The sequence below is a fragment of the Microbacterium sp. NPDC076895 genome, from assembly GCF_040687115.1.
Lineage (GTDB): Bacteria > Actinomycetota > Actinomycetes > Actinomycetales > Microbacteriaceae > Microbacterium.
On the sequence record NZ_JBFBMQ010000019.1, the window covers coordinates 32,327 to 51,014 of the forward strand.

Here is an 18,688-nt window from a genome sequence, read left to right on the forward strand (position 1 = left end):
GGATGCGGAATCGGGCGGCCTGACCGCGGCGATCACCGCTCTGCGGGAAGGAGCGCGAGTGAGCTATATCCACGGCTACGACCCCGTCACGCTGCGCGAAGTAGTCAACCCCCGCGACTGCCGCGACCGCCTCGACGAACTCGGCGACCAGCGCTCGCTCCCCGCCCTGCTCGAGCGGGTGTGGCTTCTGAAGGTTCTGGACCGCCTCGACGACGCGCTCGAGATCGCCGACCAGACGGTGCGCACGGCCCGGATGGCGGGAACGCGCAAGGATCTGCTGCGCGCACGCATCCTGCACGCGACAGTGCTGCAGTTTCGCGGCTCGCTCGCTGCCGCCGCGCAAGAGCTCACCACCTGCGCCGTCGAGGCCGAGGGGGCAGGCTGGGCATCGATCGCCGCGTTCGCGTACCAGCACCGCGGCAAAGTGCACTACGACGCGGGAGACTTCGACGCAGCTCGCGCTGACTTCAAGCGCGCACTCTTCGCTCGCCAGAGCACGTCAGCCCCCGACGACCAGCTCGAGTCGACTCTTCTCGCGATCGACGCCGCCGAGCGCCGGCGGGCCGAGGCCGGCGCGGCAGTCGCCAGCTGACCGGCCGGTGTCTGAGGCCCGACTTACGCTGTCGTCATGTCCGAGTTGCACCGCGTTCGCCACTGGGCCGAGGCCCTGCTCTCGGTGCACCTGAGCCCGGAGTGGTCGTTCGGTTTCGACAACGCGAAGCGGCGCGCGGGCCTCTGTGACTTCACCCGCAAGCGCATCACGGTGTCCCGGTATCTCGCGGCCCGCCACGATGATGACACCAACCACCAGACGCTGCTGCACGAGGTGGCGCACGCCCTCGCCGGCGCGGCAGCAGGCCATGGGCCGCGCTGGAAAGCGATCGCGCGAGACCTCGGCTATGTGGGCGGGACCACGCACCACGGCGAGACAGCGACAGAACTCGCGCCCTGGGTCGGCGTGTGCCCCGCCGGTCACGTCGCCTACCGGCATCGCCGCGCGAGCCGGCAGACCTCCTGCGCCCGCTGCGCTCCCCGCTTCGACGAGCGCTACCTGCTCACGTGGACCAGGCGCGAGATCACGGCGTCCACGCGCCTGGCGGCGATGACCCCGCGCTGACGGCGGGGCTGCCGCCGGCGCCGCAACGCCCGAGCCCGCCTCCCACAGGTTACGGAAGGCGGGCTCGGGCTGAGAGCGCGATTCGTTAGCTCACCGTGCGGCGCCGACGCACGAGCCACAGCCCGCCGCCCACCAGGGCCGCAGCGAACGCGGCTAGCGCGACCGACACACCGATGAGGCCGCCGGTCGAGGCGAGGTCGCCGCCCTGCGAGGATCCACCGGGGGCCGCGCCGGGGTCGGCCGGGTTCGCCGGCGTCGCGGTAGCTACCGTGACCGACTGCCAACCGAGGAGCGTGCCGTCGGCGGCGTAGACCGCAACCCGGTGTGCTCCAAGCGGCTCACTCGAGGGCGTCACCATCGTGATGCGCGCGGCGCCCGACACCGTCGCCGACCCCAGCGCCGTGGGCTCGGAGAAGGCGAACACGTACACCGCGTCTCCCTCGTGACCGGCCGGCAGGGTGATCGTCACGGTGTCTCCCGGCGCGAACGGGTTCGGGGCGACGGTGATGGCGTTCTCGAGGTCAGCGGTCAGCTCGCTGTCCGACGGGCGCCACTGATCGGTGACGCCGACCAGATAGACGACCTCCTGAGCGGCACCGTCGCGTGTTCCGAAGCTCGGAGTGATCGTCAACGGATGCGCGCCGGGACCGCCGACGGGCGTCGAGAGGGTCACCGTCCACGATCCGTCCTCGCCGACCTCGGCGCTACCGAGGGTGCCGTCCGCGTCCGCGATGCGCACGCCGGAGCCGGGCAGGCCCGTTCCCGTGACCTCGGTGAGCTGTTGGTCGGGGGCGTAGACAGCGCCGAAATCGGTCGTCACCGCAAAGGAATCGGCGATGTTCACTCGGTTGTAGAGGAACTGCGAGGTGGTGAGCGCGTGATCGACGATGCGGGTCTCACCGACGCATCCGTACCAGCCGTGATCGGGCTCGGTCTCCCAGGTGGAGGTGCCGATGATCCATGGCATGAAGTCAGCTGCCATCATCCCGCCAACCGACGACGCGTTGCGCAGAACCGGAACGCCATCGACGTACATGATCGCGGTGTCGGCTGCCGGATCGTTCACGATGGCTACGTGGTCGGCGGGCAAGGACCTCGCCGTCGGCGTTGGTGACGACGAACACGTCTTCCTTGCCGAGCACCGGGTATGCGAGGACCTCCTGCGCGGTGATCGCCGACGCGGTCTCACCGATCTCGAAGATGGCTGCGGCAGCCGGTGTGTCATCGGGATTGGTCAGCTGAGCCTGCTCGGAGCCGATCACGAGCACCTTGCCTGCGGCATGGACGTTCTCGATGAGAAGCGTCTCGGCGGGGCCGACGAGCTGATTTCCGTCTTCAGCGGTAGCGACAGCGGGAACGAGGAGAGCGCACCCGAGCGCGAGTGCAGCACAGGCTGCAGCAGCGCTCCGAGTGACGCGTCGATCGACGGTCATGAACGGAGGATTCCTTTCCACGACGGCACCGGGCGATGCCGACGGGGGACGAACCTCACCGCGAAGGATGACAGAAGTTATCGCTAACATGGCCGCGACGTGAACGCGACTCAACGCCTCGCGAAACCCGCGTGTCGTTCGGTTTCGCCTCTCTCGGCGACGCAGTTCACCGAGCCGCGTCGACCTCGGCCGCGGCCAAAACCGCGTCGCGCCGACCCTCTTCGAGCCAGCACTGGCCGGTGACGCTGGCGGTGAGCAGGTGGCGAAGCGCGGGGCGCAGTCCCCGGAACGCCTCACAAGCGGCAGCAGCCTCGGGAGACGAATGATCGATCCCTCGCGCAGCGAGTGCGTCGATCACGGCCCCCGCCCCGAAGAGGTCCTCCACCGCGAACCTCAGTGCACCAGAACTGGCGTCGGTTTGCCCGACCGCGATCACCGCAATACTCGTGCGCGCCGCCCGACGGTGCTGTTCTGCGACGGCAGCGTCGGCTGCGGCGCTCGCTGTGCGCAGGTCAGCGCGGATCACGACGGCGCCGCGATCGGCGGCTCGTGAGGCGAGGAGCTCGGCATCCGTGCCCGAAGCCAGCACGTCGACCACGATCGTGATCTCGGCCGGCGCGACCCGGTCGAGGCCGGCAAGACCCCAATCGAAACGCACCTGGTACCGGGACTGTTCTTCGCGAGGCGCGGGCTCGACTGTCGGCATCCGTCCAGCGTAGGGCGAGACCGGATGCGAGACTTGCCGCATGCGCGTGCTCAGCAAGTTCACGATCGATTGCGACGCCGACGCCGCCTGGCGCGCTCTGCACTCACCGCGGGTACTCGCCGAGGTGTACGGACCGTTCCTCGACATGCAGCCGCTGGAAGCGATCCCGACGCAGTGGGAGCACGGCCAGAATGCCGCAGTCGGGCTCAGCGTCGCCGGGCTTATCCCGGTCGGCCGTCAGCTCATCTCGATCACGGATGCCGAACGTGAGGTAGGCGGGGTGCGCGTGCGGATCATCCGTGACTCCGGGATGCCGCTGACCGGCCCACTCGCGGTCCTCGACGTCTGGGACCACCAGATGGCGGTGTCTCCCCTTCCGGATGGCCGCACCCTGTGGCGAGAGCGCCTCGTGATCGGTGGCGCTGCTGCACCCGCGCTGTGGCCGGGCCTCTGGGCGCTCTGGCAGTGGCGGGCAGCCCGCATCCGTCAGATCGCGCCGTCGTGGGCGCACGATCCGGATGCCGTGACGGCCGAGTCAGGAGAAGCCGACGCGGCCGCCACGGCCTGACCTCTGACCGGCTACTCGCTCAGCGCCGCCACCGGCGCGACGCGGGTTGCCAGGCGCGTGGGGGTGACTGACGCAACGACGGTGAGGATCGCCGTCGCCGCCACGATCACCATCAGCGGAACCATCGGGACCGCGGGGTAGACGATGCCGGCCTGGATGATCCCGTCCGGGTTCGTGGGAACGCTACCGAGCAGCGACTGCGCTCCGGCCCAGCCGTAGACGATGCCGAGCAGAATGCCCAGGAGGGTCGCGGTGACCGTCACGTGCACCGCCTCCAACAGCACCATCCGGCGGATCTGCGCGATTGAGACGCCGAGGGCGCGGAGAAGCCCCAGTTCCCGGGTGCGCTGGATGACGCCGAGGGTCAACAGGTTCACGAGCCCGACTCCCGCGATCACCGCCGAGATCGCAACCAGTCCCATCATGATCGCGGCAAACGTGTCCATGATGCTCGCGAGCTCGGGTTCGAGACTGCCTCCCGCGTTGGCCGTGAGCACTGCCTTCACCGACTCGATAGCCACGGCGAACATCGTGACGAGCGTCACGCCGATGACGATGCCGATCGATGTCCGGGCGGAGCGCTCCGGGTTCCGGTAGGCATTCTGCACCGCGAGCCGCGCAGGAGCGGAGCGCCCGAAAGCACGGCCGACCAGGCGCAGCGCCGGAGGCATGACCAGCGGAGCTGCCATCGTGATGCCGGTGAACGAGAGGACTCCACCGACGAAGGCGACGACCACGCCGAGCGGTGAGACAAGTCCCAGCAGGATGCCCGCGGCAAGCGCAACCGCGCCGAGGGCGAACAGGATGCCGGCAACCGCGTGCTTGCCTCGACGGGCGCCTACCTCATCGGTGGCGAGGGGAACCGAGCCCGACACTGCCTGCAGCGGGGTGACCGCGAGAACTCGCCGGGAACCGATCCACGCCGCCAGCCACGTGGTGAGTGCGACGATCACGGCGGGCAGCAGCATCGACGGCGTGACGGGCGCGACGTGCACGCCATCAAGCCCGAGGCGGACTATCGCGATCTGCGCTCCGGCGGCAGAGACGACGATGCCCAGCACCGTGCCGATCGTCGCGCCGAGCACGCCGACGATCAGGCCCTGGGAGGCCACGCGTGCTCGCTGCGACCGCGCCGACGCGCCGATCAGACGCAGCAGGGCGATCTGGCGCGATCGTCCGGCGACGACAGTCGCGAACGTGTTGGCCGTGACGATGCCGGCGACATAGACCGCGAGCGCGACGAGCAGGAGCGTGAGGAATCCGAGGATGAAGGCGAGGGTGCCGCTGTCGCCGATGTACGGGTCCGCCCGCAGCATCGCCGCCAGAAAGTCGGTCGTGGCGATGAGCACGACCCCGAACACGGTCGAGATTGCAGCGACCAGGATGCTCGCCCCCATCCCGCGTTCACGCAGCCACGCGACGTTAGCCCGGGCGCGCGGCACGCGCAGCGACGGCTTATCGACGGATGCCGCGACCGCGCTCATGCGCCGACCTCCGCCCGACGCGTCTGCGCGCCGGCGTCGCCACCGTCGGCTGCCAGCATGTGCGCCGAAATCTGCTCGGCGGTCTGCGCGGGCTTGTCGGCGACGAGGCGCCCGTCGCCGAGGAACAGGACCCGGTCAGCGTGGCTGGCGGCGACGGGGTCATGGGTGACCATGGCGATCGATTGCCCCCGGGTGCGGCTCGCTTCAGCCAGCAGAGCGAGCACCTCACGCCCCGAGCGCGAGTCGAGGTTTCCCGTCGGCTCGTCGGCGAAGAGCAGGTCGGGCGCGGTCGCCAGGGCGCGGGCTATCGCAACACGCTGCTGCTGGCCACCCGAGAGCTCGTGCGGCCGGTGATTCAAGCGCGAGCGAAGCCCGAGGGTGTCGATCAGCCCGTCGATACGCGAGCGTTCCAACACACTCGGCGTGCGGCCGTCCAGGTCGAAGGGCAACAGGATGTTGCCGAGCGCATCGAGGGTCGGCACGAGGTTGAAGGACTGGAACACGAAGCCGACACGACGACGACGGAGGATCGTGAGTTCGAGGTCACCGAGATCGGTGATGTCAGTGTCGCCGATCCACACCCGCCCGGCAGTCGGGGCGTCGAGCCCAGCCATGATGTGCATGAGGGTCGACTTGCCCGAGCCGGAGGGGCCCATGATCGCGGTGAACTCCCCGCGACGGATGCCGACAGTGACGTCATCGAGCGCCCTGACCGCTCCGCTGCCGGTGCCGTAGGTTTTGCCGAGGTTCTCTACGCGGGCGGCCAAGCCCATCTGCGTCGTGGTGATCTTCATATCTCCGACGCTAGGAATCGGACACCGATCCCCGCGTCAGCCCGACGTCGCTGCGTCATCCATCGGAAGGATGATTCCGCGGCATCCGTCGCGCGCGAGGTATGAACGGTCAGACGAGGCCGTGCTCGTAGGCGAAGACGACGAGTTGGACGCGATCGCGCAGCCCGAGCTTGCCCAGGACGCGACTGATGTGCGTCTTCACCGTTGCCTCAGAAAGGTACTCTCGCGTCGCGATCTCGGCGTTTGACAGGCCCCGGGCGGCGAGACCGAAGATCTCGCGTTCTCTCTCGGTCAGCTCGCCGAACGCGCGCGGCGCCGGCCGGGTCTGCTCGTCCCGGAAATGCGCGAACAGCTGCGCCGTGGCCGTTGCCGCGATCACCGCCGAACGGGAGTGCACGCTGCGGATTGCGGCGAGCACGAACTCCGGCTCGGCATCCTTGAGCAGGAATCCGCTTGCGCCGCCGCGGATCGCGCGTGCGGCTGCCTCATCGAGGTCGAACGTCGTCAGCATCACGATCCGTGGCGCGTCAGGGTCCTGTAGCAAATGCGCCGTCGCCTCGATCCCGTCCATGACGGGCATCCGGATGTCCATGAGCACGACATCGGGATGCGTGTGTCGCGCCATCGACAAGGCTGCCTGGCCGTCTCCCGCCTCGCCGACGACGGCCATGTCGGGTTGGGAGTCGATCACCATGCGGATGCCGGCGCGAAAGAGCGCCTGGTCATCCACGAGCGCGACACGGATGACGCCCGGACCGGGGTTGCTCTGGTCGTTCATCGTGCCGCGGACCCGTGAGGTTGCGGTTCCGCGGCGAAGGGGAAGGTCGCCCGCACGACCCACAGCTCCCCGACCATCCCTGCCTCCACTGCCCCACCGACCAGCCGCGCCCGCTCGCGCATGCCGACGATACCGTGGGTCACTCCGGCGGGGTCAGTCAGGGGCGCGGCATCCGCCGCGGGCGGGTCGACGGGCTCCGCGACAGGATTCGATGCCCACAGGTGCAGACGGTCCGGGAGCCAGCGCATCGTCACCTCGACATCTCCGTTGCCGTGGCGGATGGCGTTCGTGAGCGCCTCCTGCAGCACGCGGTAGATGGCCAATTGCACGGCAGCCGGCACGTTCGCGGGAGGCATCGGTTCCACGTCTACGCGCACCGCGAGTCCAGCAGCTCGCACCTGGGAGTACAGACTCTCCAGATCGTTCAGCATCGGCTGCGGCGCCATCCCTTCGCTGTGGCGCAACTGCGCCAGCAGCAGCCGAACATCAGCGAGCGCGCTGCGCGCCGTTGTCGAGATCGTCGCGAGCGCATCCTTCCCCGCCTGCGGATCGGCGTCGGCTGCGTAGCGAGCCCCATCGGCCTGGGCGATGATGACGGCCAGCGAATGACCGACGACATCGTGCATGTCGCGCGCGATCCGACCTCGCTCCTGCTCCTCGATGCGTTCCCGTTCGGCACGCTCGCGCTCACGCTGGGTGCGTCGAGCGCGCAGCGACGTTCGGACCAGAGCACCCACGGTCCAGGCCAGGAGCAACGCGAACCCCGCAGCGATGAGAACAGCGGCTGCCAGCGGAAGGACGCTCCACGACGCGGCACTGAGCAGCTGCGAACCGAAGAGATAGCCGGTGATGATGGTGGCCCCGACGATCGCCGACGAGAATCCGAGCCAGTACACCAGCGTACTCCCGTAGGCAGCCGTCGCGTAGAGCACGGCGAAGATCGCGAGGTCGACGGGCGACGGTGGACGCAGCATCAGCATCTGCATCGTCGCGCCGACCCACGCCGTAGCGAGCGCGAGGGGCGGTGAGAGCCGCCGCAGCGCGAGCGCCGCCGCGAAGAGAAGGCACATGACCACGGTCGGCAGTGCCGACTCGGCTGCCCAGCCGCCGATCGTCAGCTCAAAGGGGAGACAGAGCAGCCCGAACACTCCCGCAACCGACACATCGGTTGCCACCTGGTACGGCAGGAGTTCACGAAAGAGTGCGGAGCGTCTCACCTCACCCACGCTACGGAACGCGCGCCCAGAGCGCGTCAGTCTGAAGATGTATGTGCGCCGGGCCGACCGCCTACGGTGCAGGCGTCCGCTCGGTCTCGGTCTCGGACTCGGTCTGCGACGGCGTCTCGGGCGCGGTCCGGTATTGCTCGGTAATGAGCCGATATGACCGCGTCGTGAATGTGAGCAGGGCGATGACGACCATGGCAAGCCCCGCGAAGACGAACAAGAGTGCGATGCCCCGCGCCTCACCGTCCCCGAGAAGCCACCCCCACGCCTGCTGGCCGCTCGGCGTTTCCATGTACGGAATGATCCAGAACTCCGCGATCGGCGCGATCAGGAACGCAGTGATAGGGGCGGCTGCCGATTCGAAAGCCGCGGCGAACCCGAACACACGCCCCTGCGATCCGTACGGCACGACCTTCTGGATCACGGTCTGCTCGGCTGCCTCGACTGCTGGAACGAGGGCCATGTAGAGCCAGATGCCGGCGGCGTACAGCAACCACCACTCCCGGATTGTGAACAGCGCACCCAGCAGCCCCATGCCCGCGACGACGAGCAGCATCGTGCGTATCGGGTTGCGCCCGAGGCCGAACCTGGCGATCACGATGCCACCGACGATGAAGCCGGTCGCGGCGACCCCGAACACGATTCCCCAGGCTTCGACGGTGAACAGGGTCAGGCCGTACGGGTCCATCAGGGCGATGTACACCCCGCCGATGAGGTTGTTGAACGTCGAGAAGATGATGAGCGCGAACAGTCCCGGCGCGAGCCGGACTGCTGTGATGGCGCCGCGCAGGTCGACGCCGCGCCCCACGGATGCCGTCGGCTGGTCCTCGGGGATCCGAAGCAGGAGCAGGTGAACACCGGCGATGACCGTCGCAACGATGGCGATGAGCAGTGTCCACCCCATGCCGAGCATGCCGACCGAGAGTCCGCTGAAGACGCTCGTGATGATGAACGCGATGCCCTGGACGGTGCCGACGAGACCGTTGGCGTTCGCGTGCCGCTCTTCGGGGACGAGGAGAGTAACCGTCGTCGACAGAGCGATGTTTCGCATGTTCTCGACGATGGATCCGAGCAGGATGATACCCGCGAACAACCAGAACCACGGCCCGGTGATGTCGACCAGCGCGAACTCGGGTTGAGCGAGGTAGAGAGTCCCCGCGATCAGGAAAGCCACCAACGTCGCGGCAGCGGAGAAGACCATCACGCGATGCTTGCGATGCCGGTCGACGAGCGTGCCGAACCACATCGCGAAGACGGCCAACAGCAGCATGTAGGTCCCACCGATGATCCCGGTAGCCAGGACAGATCGGGTCTCGAGGTACACCCAGAAGGTGAGCGCGAACCACAGGTAGCTCGTCGTGATGTTCGCGGCAGCGGTGTTCACGAGCACGTGCAGAAACGTCCGCTCGTTCGCCGTGCCGAACAGGCGTGTACGCACGGAGGCAACTGTGGGATCCGCCGGAGCGGGAGTCGTCATGCGGGGAAGCGCACTGCGCGGCTCGGACGTCGGGAACAGCCGGATGCCGCAACTGGGGCGGTGGCGCTCAGCCCGTCACGCGCACCGCACGCGCGAGCGAGGCAGCCACGGCATCGACGTCACCGCTCACGAGACCGACAGTGACGCGGATGAGGGGGCGAGCGGTGCGGTCTGAGAGGAAAAAGGGCGACCCCGCCGCCACACCGATGCCGGCCGCAGCGAGATGAAGGAGCGCCGCGCGCTCGTCCGCGACGTCCCAGGAGACGTTGAGGCCGTCACCGGCAACGGCTGAGACTCCGTGGCGGCGCAGTGCGCCGGCCAGCTCCCGCTGACGAGTCCGGTAGCTCTCGCGGGCGCGAACCACAGCCTCGATCGATACGGGGTCTGACAAGAGATCGAAGAGTACGGCCTGGATGGTACGTGAGGTCCATCCCGGCCCCAGCAGCCTGCGCGCCACGACGCGGTCGACGATGCGCGATGGGCCTCCGAGCGCGGCGATGCGCAGATCGGGACCGTGGGATTTCGAGAAGCTGCGTACGTGCACGACCTGCTCTGGCAGCCACCGGGCGAGCGTCACCTCGGGCGCTGCGGCGACGAGCCCGGAATGGTCGTCCTCGATGATGACGACCCGCGCTCCGTTTCGCGAGGCGCGTACCAATCGCGCAAGCTCAGCCGCGCGCTCGGGGCTCGTCGACACACCCGTGGGGTTGTGTGCGCGCGGCTGCAGAAGCACCGCGGTCGGCCTCGTCGCAAGCGCACGCGCGAAGCTACTCGGCGCGATCCCCTCGGCGTCGAGTTCTACGGGGATCGGCTGCGCCCCCAGGTGCTCGATGAGGTCGAAGAAGTACGGGAAGCCGGGGTTTTCGACCACCACGCGGTCTCCGAAGCGCACGACCTGTTCGAGCGCACGACCGACGCCGTCCAGGGCACCGTCGACGACAGTGATCGCCTCCGCATCGCTCGGCCACACCCGGCGGAGCAACGTCTCCAGTTCGGGTAGCACGGGCGACTCGTGGTAACGACCGGTGTGAGCGCGCGGCGACACCCGCGAGAAGGCACGCGCGAGGTCGGGGAGCAGGTCGGCATCCGGAGTCCCTCCCGAGAGGTCGAGCCGCGGCGATCCCGGATGCTGGGCAAGGCCCTGCACGCGCGGCGACATCCACTCCTGCCGTTCCTCGCGCACGAACGATCCTGCCCGCCCACGGGAGACGATCAGCCCGGCCTGCGAGAGCGCCTTCCACGCAGCGCTCACTGTCGCAGGGCTCACACCGAGCCGTCCCGCGACCTCGCGCACGGTCGGCAGTCGCTCACCGGCGGCCAGATCGCCGGCCGTGATCAGGCGGGCAAGCTCTGCCGCGATAGCGCGCGGCGTGGGATCGGTGAAGTGCGCACGATCGATCACCGTGGTCATCGCCCACCCAATCTCGATCACACCAACATTTACGGTCGCGACACGGGACGAAACCGAAGGGAAATGTTCACGCCGAACAATAACAGACACGCCACGGCGCTTCGTGGCCCCTTCGACCGGACGGAGAGTGCACGAGATGACGACGGTGAGAGCGGCCATCACGCAGACGACGTGGACCGGCGACAAGGCATCCATGCTCGACAGGCACGAGCAATTCGCGAGGGATGCCGCCGCCGACGGCGCGCAGGTGGTGTGCTTCCAGGAGCTCTTCTACGGGCCCTACTTCGGCATCACACAGGACAAGAAGTACTACCGCTATGCCGAGCCGGTCGACGGCCCGATCGTGGAGCGCTTCGCCGCGGTAGCGAAAGAGCTCGGCACTGTGATGGTGCTGCCGATCTACGAGGAAGCGCAGACCGGGGTCTACTACAACACGGCGGTTCTCGTGGATGCCGACGGCACCGTGCTGGGGACGTATCGCAAGAACCACATCCCCCACGTCGAGAAGTTCTGGGAGAAGTTCTACTTCCGTCCGGGCAACCTCGGCTACCCCGTCTTCGACTCGGCGGTCGGAAAGGTCGGCATGTACATCTGCTACGACCGCCATTTCCCGGAGGGATGGCGCGAGCTCGGCCTGAACGGCGCGCACATGGTCTTCAACCCCAATGCGACCAAGCCGGGCCTGTCCAACCGCCTGTGGGAGGTCGAGGGGCCGTGCGCGGCTGTTGCCAACGGCTACTTCGTCCTCCAGCCCAATCGCGTCGGCCGCGAGGACAACGAGTACGGCGACGAGGCTGTCAGCTTCTACGGCACGAGCCAGGTGATCGACCCGCGCGGCAATTTCGTCGGGGCGCTGGGCTCGAGCGAGCACGAGGAGGTCCTCATTCGCGACCTGAACCTCGACATGGTGCAGGAGATGCGCGACGACTGGCAGTTCTACCGCGACCGTCGCCCCGACAGCTACGAAGGGATCTCCGCACCGTGAGCACGACACTGATCACCGGCGGCACCGTCGTCTCCGCCACCGGGCGGGCTCCGGCCGATGTCCTCGTCGACGGCGAGAAGATCGTCGCCGTCCTCGCGCCCGGCTCGGAACTGCTCGGCACGAACCTGGCGGCATCCGTCGACACTGTCGTCGATGCGAGCGCCAAGTACGTCATCCCCGGCGGCATCGACGCCCACACGCACATGCAGCTGCCTTTCGGGGGCACGTTCGCGAGCGACACGTTCGAAACCGGCACGCGCGCGGCAGCGTGGGGCGGTACGACGACCATCGTCGACTTCGCCGTGCAGACGTACGGCACGAAAGTGCCCGACGGCCTTGCGAAGTGGCACGAGTTGGCAGCGGGAAACTGCGCGATCGACTACGGGTTCCACCAGATCGTCGGCGGCATCGACGACGAATCGCTCGCGTTCTTGCCGACCCTCGTTGACGAAGGCATCACGAGCTACAAGCTCTTCATGGCCTACCCGGGCGTCTTCTATTCGGATGACGCGCAGATCCTGAAGGCCATGCAGGTCGCCGCCGACACCGGGCTGCTGACGATGATGCACGCCGAGAACGGGCCGGTCATCGACGTCCTGGCCCAGCAGCTGGTCGACGCCGGCAAGACCTCGCCCTACTTCCACGGCAAGGCCCGCGTGTGGCAGGCAGAAGAAGAGGCCACCCACCGCGCGATCATGCTCTCGAACATCACCGGAGCACCCCTGTACGTCGTGCACGTCTCGGCCAAGCAAGCGGTCGAACAGCTCGCCGCGGCCCGCGACAACGGCTTCAACGTCTTCGGCGAGACCTGCCCGCAGTACCTCTATCTCTCGCTCGAGGAACAGCTCGGGGCATCGAGCGAGCAGTGGGGAGAGTTCGAGGGCGCCAAGTGGGTGTGCTCGACGCCGCTGCGCTCCCGCGCCGAAGGCCACCAGGACCACATGTGGCAGGCCCTGCGCACCAACGACCTGCAAATGGTCTCCACCGATCACTGCCCGTTCTGCATGAAGGATCAGAAGACCCTGGGCCTGGAGGACTTCCGCAAGATCCCCAACGGCATCGGCTCTGTCGAGCACCGCATGGACCTCATGTATCAGGGCGTGGTCACCGGCGAGATCACCCTCGAGCGCTGGGTCGAGCTCACCAGCACGACCCCCGCGCGCATGTTCGGGATGTATGGCAAGAAGGGCGTCATCCAGCCCGGGGCGGATGCCGACATCGTCGTCTACGACCCGAACGGTCACACCTCCATCGGTTACGACAAAACCCACCACATGAACATGGACCACTCCGCCTGGGAGGGGTTCGAGATCGATGGGCACGTCGACACCGTGATCTCCAAGGGCAAGGTCATCGTCGATGACGGCCAGTACCTCGGCCGCAAGGGCGACGGCAGCTTCGTCAAGCGCGGCCTCAGCCAGTACCTGGTGTGAGGGGCAGACCATGGATTTCGGTGTCGTCCTGCAGACCAATCCGCCCGCGTCACGGGTGATCCAGCTTGCCAAGCTCGCCGAGGCGCACGGGTTCAGCCACGTCTGGACCTTCGACTCGCATCTGCTCTGGGAAGAGCCCTACGTCATCTACTCGGCGATCCTCGCCGAGACCCGCAAGGTCACCGTCGGTCCGTTCGTCACGAACCCCGCGACGCGCGACTGGACGGTCACGGCATCCGTGTTCGCGACCCTCAACGAGATGTACGGCAACCGCACGATCTGCGGCATCGGTCGCGGCGACTCCGCGGTTCGGGTGACGAACGGCAAGCCCTCGACGCTGAAGGAGCTGCGCGAGTCGATCCACGTCATCCGGGAGCTCGCCAACTCCCGCGCCGTCGAATACAACGGCGCGACGCTGCAGTTCCCGTGGAGTACAGGGTCGGAGTTGGATGTCTGGGTCGCCGCCTACGGTCCACTCGCGCTCAAGCTCACCGGCGAAGTCGCCGACGGGTTCATTCTGCAGCTGGCGGACCTCGACATCGCCGCGTGGATGATCCAGACGGTGAAGGATGCCGCCGCTGCCGCTGGCCGCGACCCGGAGTCGATCGCGTTCTGCGTCGCCGCCCCGGTGTACATCGGTGACGACTGGGAGCACATGCGCGACCAGTGCCGCTGGTTTGGCGGGATGGTCGGCAACCATGTCGCCGACATCGTCGCGAAGTACGGCACTGATGGCGCTGTGCCGCAGGCACTCACCGATTACATCGCTGGCCGCACCGGCTACGACTACAACTCACATGGCAAGAGCCACAACGACCACGTGGACTTCGTTCCCGACGAGATCGTCGATCGGTTCTGCGTCCTCGGCACCGCCGAGGAGCACATCGCCAAACTCGAGGCGCTGCGGGCACTCGGCGTCACCCAGTTCGCGGGGTACCTGCAGCACGACAACAAGGAGGAGACGCTCCGCGTGTACGGCGAGACCGTGATCCCGGCCCTCCGCGAGAAGGTCACGGCGAAGTCGTGAGACGACGGCACGACAGGATCGACGCGAGCGAATGAACCGAGCTGGCATGCGCGGACGGATCGAAGGTCTCGGGTGGGGCATCCTCGGCGTTCTTGCGATCATCCTGCTGTGGGAGGGGTACAAGTTCCTCGGGCCCGCCGACGGCGTCACGATCGGCGCTGTCGAGGGGCAAACCGGCTCTGGATTCATGATCCTGCCGCGTACTCACGATCGCGCGATGCCCCACGTGTGGGACATGGTCGCGCGACTTTTCGCCCCGACCAGCGGCGGCGACACACCGCCCCTGATCGCCACCGTCGCGATCGCCGCGTTCACCACCCTCGGGATCGCCGCAGTCGGGTGGGTGCTCGGCGTCGTCGTTGGCGGTGCGCTGGCTCTCGTCATGCAGCGCTGGCAGCTGCTCGAGTGGGGCCTGTTGCCGTGGATCGTCGTGAGCCAGACGGTTCCCCTCATCGCATTCGCACCCGTCATCAACGCGATCGGCAACCAGATCGATCGCGGCGGAACGAGTTGGCCGCAGTGGCTCTCGGTAGCCGTCATCGCGTCGTATCTTGCATTCTTTCCCGTTGCCATCGGGGCTCTGCGGGGCCTGGAAGCGCCCGACCGCATCCACGTCGACCTGATGCGCACCTACGCCGTCGGCTATTGGGCGACCCTCCGTCACCTGCGCCTTCCTGCAGCGGTCCCCCATCTGCTTCCCGCGTTGCGCCTCGCGGCTGCCAACGCCGTACTCGGGGTCGTCGTCGCGGAGGTCTCGATCGGCATGCGCGGCGGCATCGGGCGGATGCTGATCCAGCTCGCCGGTCAAGCATCCAGCGACCCTGCCGCCCCGTGGGGGCCCATCTTCGGCTCGGTCGCGCTGGGCTTGATCGCTGCCGGCTCCGTCGCGCTGATCGGCGTGGGTCTGCACCGCTACCGACGAGGAGAGGCCACCGCATGAGCCCCGAAACGACCGCCCCCGACAGCCTCGCCGTGCAGGCGCGAGGAATAGGCAAGGTGTTTCCTACCGCGAGCGCGGACGTCACCGCGCTCACCGACGTGGACCTGGAGGTCGCCGCGGGCGAGTTCGTCTCGCTCATCGGACCATCAGGATGCGGTAAGTCGACCCTGCTGCGCCTGATCGCTGACCTGGATGTCGCGACCACGGGCGAGCTGCAGATCTTCGGAAAACCAGCACACCAGGCCCGAGTCGATCAGGACTACGGCATCGCCTTCCAGCAGGCGGGGCTCCTGCCGTGGCGCACGGTAGCGGGCAATATCGCGCTCCCCCTCGAGTTGCACGGCACCGTGAAGTCCTCGCGCGACGCGAGGGTGCGGGAGCTAGCCGACCTGGTCGGACTCTCGGATTTCATCGACCGCTACCCCGACCAACTCTCCGGGGGCATGCAGCAGCGTGTCGCCATCGCGCGGGCGCTGGCGGCACGTCCGAAGCTTCTGCTGATGGACGAACCGTTCGGAGCGCTCGATGAGATGACGCGCGAGTACCTGCAGTCCGAACTCACGCGCATCGCCGGCGAGACGGGCGCTGCCGTCGTGTTCGTCACGCACTCGATCCCCGAGGCCGTCTTCCTTTCGGATCGGGTCGTTGTCATGAGTCCCCGGCCCGGCCGCATCACCGAGATCGTCCCCATCGGGCTGGACTCGACGCGAGGCGAGGACCTCCGCGAGTCACCCGCGTACTTCGAGCGCGTCACGGCGGTGCGGGAGGCCCTCCACGGCGCCAAGGTCGAGAGAGCGAACGAGAGATGAGTCTGCGCGACACGACGATGTCGGCCCGCCCCCTGCCGGGGTGGGCACGGATCGCTGCACCCGTCGGTGTCGGGATCCTCGGCCTTGCCGCCTGGATTCTCTATGTGGATGTGGCAGCTGCAGCGCCCCGGATGCTGCCGAGCCCGGTCGCGATCGTGCAAGAGTTCATCGCACACGCCGACATCATCACGGAGGCGATGGTGGTCACCGCCACCAACGCCCTGATCGGACTCTTCGTCGGCTCGCTCATCGCGATCGCGCTGGCGGCGCTGGCCGCGGCGATCCGACAGTTCGACGGGATGCTTGCGCCGATCGTTGCAGCCCTCGCGGTCATTCCGATCGTCGCGATCACCCCCGTGCTCAACACGATGTTCGGAGCATCCAGCCAGTTCGGCAGGCAGGCCGTGGCGGGGCTTGCCGCGTTCATCCCCGTCTTCATCAATGTGCTGCGCGGGCTGCGCCAGAGCCGGCCCGTGCACCGAGACCTGTTCCGGGCCTCGGCGGCAACGCCCGGGCAGACCTTCCGACTGCTGACCTTGCCGACAGCCCTGCCGTACCTCATGACGGGCTTGCGTATCGCAAGCTCCCTCGCGGTCATCGCGGCACTCGTGGCCGAGTACTTCGGTGGGCCAGCCGACGGCATCGGAACCGCGATCGCGACGTACGCGAAATCGGGGCGCGCGGCCCTGGCGTGGGCGTTCGTCCTCGGCGGCATCATCATCGGCCTCGTCTTCTTCCTGGTCACCTCGCTCTTGGAGCGCTTGGCGACCCGAAGGATGCCGGTCTGACCGGCATCGAGCACCACCGGCACCACCCGCACCACCGAGAGAGCACCCCCACCGAAGAAGGGAACACCGTGAGACACAGCACCAGACGCGGCCTTGTCGCCGCATCCACCCTCACCGTCGCCGCGCTCACACTGGCGGCGTGCGCGGGCTCGTCCGATCCAGCCACGACAGAAGACAGCGGTGAGTTCGAACCGCTCACCACCGTCAGCCTGCAGCTGCAGTGGCTCCCGCAGGCGCAGTTCGCCGGCTACTACGTCGCCCTCGACCAGGGCTACTTCGAGGAGGAGGGCTTCGACAATGTCGAGATCATCCCGTCCGGCGGCGACATCGTCCCCCAGGACGCCCTGATCGCGGGAGACGTCGACTTCGCGATCGCCTGGGTTCCGAAGGTGCTCGGCAGCCTCGAGGCCACCGGCGTCGAACTCACCGACATCGCGCAGGTCTACCAGGAATCTGGCACGACGCAGGTCTCCTGGGCCGACTCGGGTATCACCGAGGTTGCCGACTTCGAAGGTAAGCGCATCGGCTCGTGGGGCTTTGGCAACGAGTGGGAGATCTTCGCGGCGATGGCAGCCGATGACCTCGACTCCACGACGGTGTCGATCACGACGCAGGACTTCAGCATGAACGCGCTGTTGGATGGCGATGTGGACGCGGCCCAGGCGATGACCTACAACGAGCTCGCGCAGGTGCTCGAGACCGTCAACCCTGAGACAGGCGAGCTGTACACACTCGACGATCTGAACGTCATCTCGTACGAGGAGACCGAGGGCGCGATGCTGCAGGACGCGATCTGGGCAGACACCGAGCGCCTCGCGTCCGACCCGGCATACGCCGACGCGGCAGTGCGGTTCCTGAAGGCCATCGCGAAGGGCTGGATCTACGCTCGCGACAATCCCGTCGAGGCTGCCGCGATCACCTACGACTACGCGATCAACGCAGAAGCTGCCTTCCCGGTCGGACCTGTTCACCAGGAGTGGATGATGAACGAGGTCAACAAGCTCATCTGGAACGGTTCGGAGTTCGGCGTGATGGACCCGGCAGCCTGGGACAAGACTGTCGCCGGCGCCCTCTCGGCGGTCAACCAGGACGGACTGAACCTCATCACGGCTGAGCCGCCGGCGTCGGCGTACTCCAACGAGTACATCGAGCGAGCTCTCGCGGAGCTCGTCGAGGAAGGGTACGACGTCTCAGCGACGTACACCCCGATCGAGGTCACGCTCACTGAGGGCGGCCAGTAGTCCCCGCCGGACCGGCCGAGGGCGCTCGGTCGGTCCGGCATCCCCTCTCGCGTCGAGCATGTCGCGCCCGTCAGCCTCGGGCTGCCGGCGCGATCGGACGATGCTCGTAGAAGGTCTGCAGCACCACGGTCGTTCGCGTACTGACATTGGCGGCCAACCGAATGTCGCGAAGCAGGGACTCGAGGTGGCGGGGCGTCGCGACCCGCACGAGCAGCAGGTAGCTCGCCGCACCGGCGACGGAGTGACACGCCTCGATCTCCTCCAGGTGAGCGAGCATCTCGGGTGCCGTGTCGGGTTGAGCTGGGTCGAGTGGCGTGATCTCGACGAAGGCGGCGAGCGGCTTGCCGACAGCCTCGGGATCGACGACGACCCGGTATCCCGTGATGATGCCGCGGCTCTCCAGCCGGCGCACCCGCGCTTGCACCGCGGACACCGACAGTCCGATGGCCGCCGAAAGGTCTGCGAGGGTCGCAC

Annotated in this window: 20 protein-coding genes; 10 read left to right on the plus strand and 10 right to left on the minus strand. The window is 67.7% G+C overall.

Translation table 11 applies throughout. The annotated features are described in order from the left end of the window. Nucleotides 1-58: 58 nt before the first annotated feature. Both AB0O89_RS13840 and AB0O89_RS13845 read left to right on the plus strand, forming a co-directional pair. Entirely contained in the window at nucleotides 59-592 is a 534-nt protein-coding gene (locus AB0O89_RS13840) for a tetratricopeptide repeat protein (protein WP_228177339.1), read from the plus strand. A gap of 36 nt (nucleotides 593-628) precedes the next feature. Then, complete coding sequence (locus tag AB0O89_RS13845; RefSeq protein ID WP_228177340.1) at nucleotides 629-1,117, plus strand: SprT-like domain-containing protein; 489 nt, start codon at nucleotides 629-631, stop codon at nucleotides 1,115-1,117. Nucleotides 1,118-1,202: 85 nt separating this feature from the next. Here AB0O89_RS13845 and AB0O89_RS13850 read toward each other — a convergent pair whose 3' ends face one another. From AB0O89_RS13850 to AB0O89_RS13860, 3 genes are all read right to left on the minus strand, one after another. Next, nucleotides 1,203-2,183 carry an Ig-like domain-containing protein gene (locus tag AB0O89_RS13850; RefSeq protein ID WP_363498698.1) on the minus strand — a complete coding sequence of 327 codons (981 nt, stop codon included), beginning with the start codon at nucleotides 2,181-2,183 and terminating at the stop codon, nucleotides 1,203-1,205. Continuing rightward, nucleotides 2,089-2,550: a hypothetical protein gene (locus AB0O89_RS13855; protein ID WP_363498701.1), complete on the minus strand. Its 462-nt coding sequence runs from the start codon at nucleotides 2,548-2,550 to the stop codon at nucleotides 2,089-2,091. The genes AB0O89_RS13850 and AB0O89_RS13855 overlap by 95 nt, the downstream gene beginning before the upstream one ends. A 166-nt stretch (nucleotides 2,551-2,716) precedes the next feature. Further along, on the minus strand, nucleotides 2,717-3,256 hold the full coding sequence (locus AB0O89_RS13860; protein ID WP_228177343.1) for a phosphosulfolactate phosphohydrolase: 540 nt from the start codon (nucleotides 3,254-3,256) through the stop codon (nucleotides 2,717-2,719). A gap of 40 nt (nucleotides 3,257-3,296) precedes the next feature. Here AB0O89_RS13860 and AB0O89_RS13865 point away from each other — a divergent pair, with 40 nt between their 5' ends. Then, entirely contained in the window at nucleotides 3,297-3,824 is a 528-nt protein-coding gene (locus AB0O89_RS13865; protein ID WP_363498704.1) for a hypothetical protein, read from the plus strand. 11 nt (nucleotides 3,825-3,835) lie between these two features. On the opposite strand, the gene AB0O89_RS13870 is transcribed toward AB0O89_RS13865, so the two are convergent. From AB0O89_RS13870 to AB0O89_RS13895, 6 genes are all read right to left on the minus strand, one after another. Continuing rightward, nucleotides 3,836-5,308 (minus strand): FtsX-like permease family protein, encoded by a 1,473-nt coding sequence (locus AB0O89_RS13870; protein ID WP_363498707.1) that lies wholly within the window; start codon nucleotides 5,306-5,308, stop codon nucleotides 3,836-3,838. Continuing rightward, nucleotides 5,305-6,102, minus strand: coding sequence for an ABC transporter ATP-binding protein (locus tag AB0O89_RS13875; RefSeq protein ID WP_363498710.1), 798 nt, complete (start codon nucleotides 6,100-6,102; stop codon nucleotides 5,305-5,307). Before AB0O89_RS13875 ends, AB0O89_RS13870 begins: the two co-directional genes overlap by 4 nt. Before the next feature lie 109 nt (nucleotides 6,103-6,211). Continuing rightward, a complete protein-coding gene (locus AB0O89_RS13880) occupies nucleotides 6,212-6,880 on the minus strand; it encodes a response regulator transcription factor (RefSeq protein ID WP_363498713.1) in 669 nt (222 codons plus the stop codon). Further along, a complete protein-coding gene (locus tag AB0O89_RS13885; protein ID WP_363498716.1) occupies nucleotides 6,877-8,097 on the minus strand; it encodes a histidine kinase in 1,221 nt (406 codons plus the stop codon). Before AB0O89_RS13885 ends, AB0O89_RS13880 begins: the two co-directional genes overlap by 4 nt. 70 nt (nucleotides 8,098-8,167) lie before the next feature. After that, on the minus strand, nucleotides 8,168-9,541 hold the full coding sequence (locus AB0O89_RS13890) for an MFS transporter (RefSeq protein ID WP_363498719.1): 1,374 nt from the start codon (nucleotides 9,539-9,541) through the stop codon (nucleotides 8,168-8,170). Between the two features lie 106 nt (nucleotides 9,542-9,647). After that, entirely contained in the window at nucleotides 9,648-10,991 is a 1,344-nt protein-coding gene (locus AB0O89_RS13895) for an aminotransferase class I/II-fold pyridoxal phosphate-dependent enzyme (RefSeq protein ID WP_292727973.1), read from the minus strand. A 136-nt stretch (nucleotides 10,992-11,127) separates the two neighbouring features. Between AB0O89_RS13895 and AB0O89_RS13900 the strand changes: the two genes are divergently transcribed. The 7 genes from AB0O89_RS13900 (at nucleotide 11,128) to AB0O89_RS13930 (ending at nucleotide 18,214) form a co-directional block, all read left to right on the plus strand. Continuing rightward, nucleotides 11,128-11,976 carry a nitrilase-related carbon-nitrogen hydrolase gene (locus tag AB0O89_RS13900; RefSeq protein WP_228177351.1) on the plus strand — a complete coding sequence of 283 codons (849 nt, stop codon included), beginning with the start codon at nucleotides 11,128-11,130 and terminating at the stop codon, nucleotides 11,974-11,976. Continuing rightward, nucleotides 11,973-13,409: a dihydropyrimidinase gene (hydA, locus tag AB0O89_RS13905; RefSeq protein ID WP_363498723.1), complete on the plus strand. Its 1,437-nt coding sequence runs from the start codon at nucleotides 11,973-11,975 to the stop codon at nucleotides 13,407-13,409. Before AB0O89_RS13900 ends, hydA begins: the two co-directional genes overlap by 4 nt. Nucleotides 13,410-13,419: 10 nt before the next feature. Further along, a complete protein-coding gene (locus AB0O89_RS13910) occupies nucleotides 13,420-14,436 on the plus strand; it encodes a TIGR03842 family LLM class F420-dependent oxidoreductase (RefSeq protein ID WP_363498726.1) in 1,017 nt (338 codons plus the stop codon). Nucleotides 14,437-14,482: 46 nt separating this feature from the next. Then, nucleotides 14,483-15,376 (plus strand): ABC transporter permease subunit, encoded by an 894-nt coding sequence (locus tag AB0O89_RS13915; RefSeq protein ID WP_363498729.1) that lies wholly within the window; start codon nucleotides 14,483-14,485, stop codon nucleotides 15,374-15,376. Then, a complete protein-coding gene (locus tag AB0O89_RS13920) occupies nucleotides 15,373-16,185 on the plus strand; it encodes an ABC transporter ATP-binding protein (protein ID WP_300590380.1) in 813 nt (270 codons plus the stop codon). Before AB0O89_RS13915 ends, AB0O89_RS13920 begins: the two co-directional genes overlap by 4 nt. Beyond that, nucleotides 16,182-16,973, plus strand: a complete 792-nt coding sequence (locus tag AB0O89_RS13925; protein WP_363498732.1) for an ABC transporter permease subunit — start codon at nucleotides 16,182-16,184, stop codon at nucleotides 16,971-16,973. The genes AB0O89_RS13920 and AB0O89_RS13925 overlap by 4 nt, the downstream gene beginning before the upstream one ends. 68 nt (nucleotides 16,974-17,041) lie before the next feature. Beyond that, nucleotides 17,042-18,214, plus strand: coding sequence for an ABC transporter substrate-binding protein (locus AB0O89_RS13930; RefSeq protein ID WP_363498735.1), 1,173 nt, complete (start codon nucleotides 17,042-17,044; stop codon nucleotides 18,212-18,214). 70 nt (nucleotides 18,215-18,284) lie between these two features. Here the strand turns inward: AB0O89_RS13930 and AB0O89_RS13935 are convergent. Further along, on the minus strand, nucleotides 18,285-18,688 hold a 404-nt coding region (locus AB0O89_RS13935; RefSeq protein ID WP_363498738.1), incomplete at its 5' end, for an Lrp/AsnC family transcriptional regulator.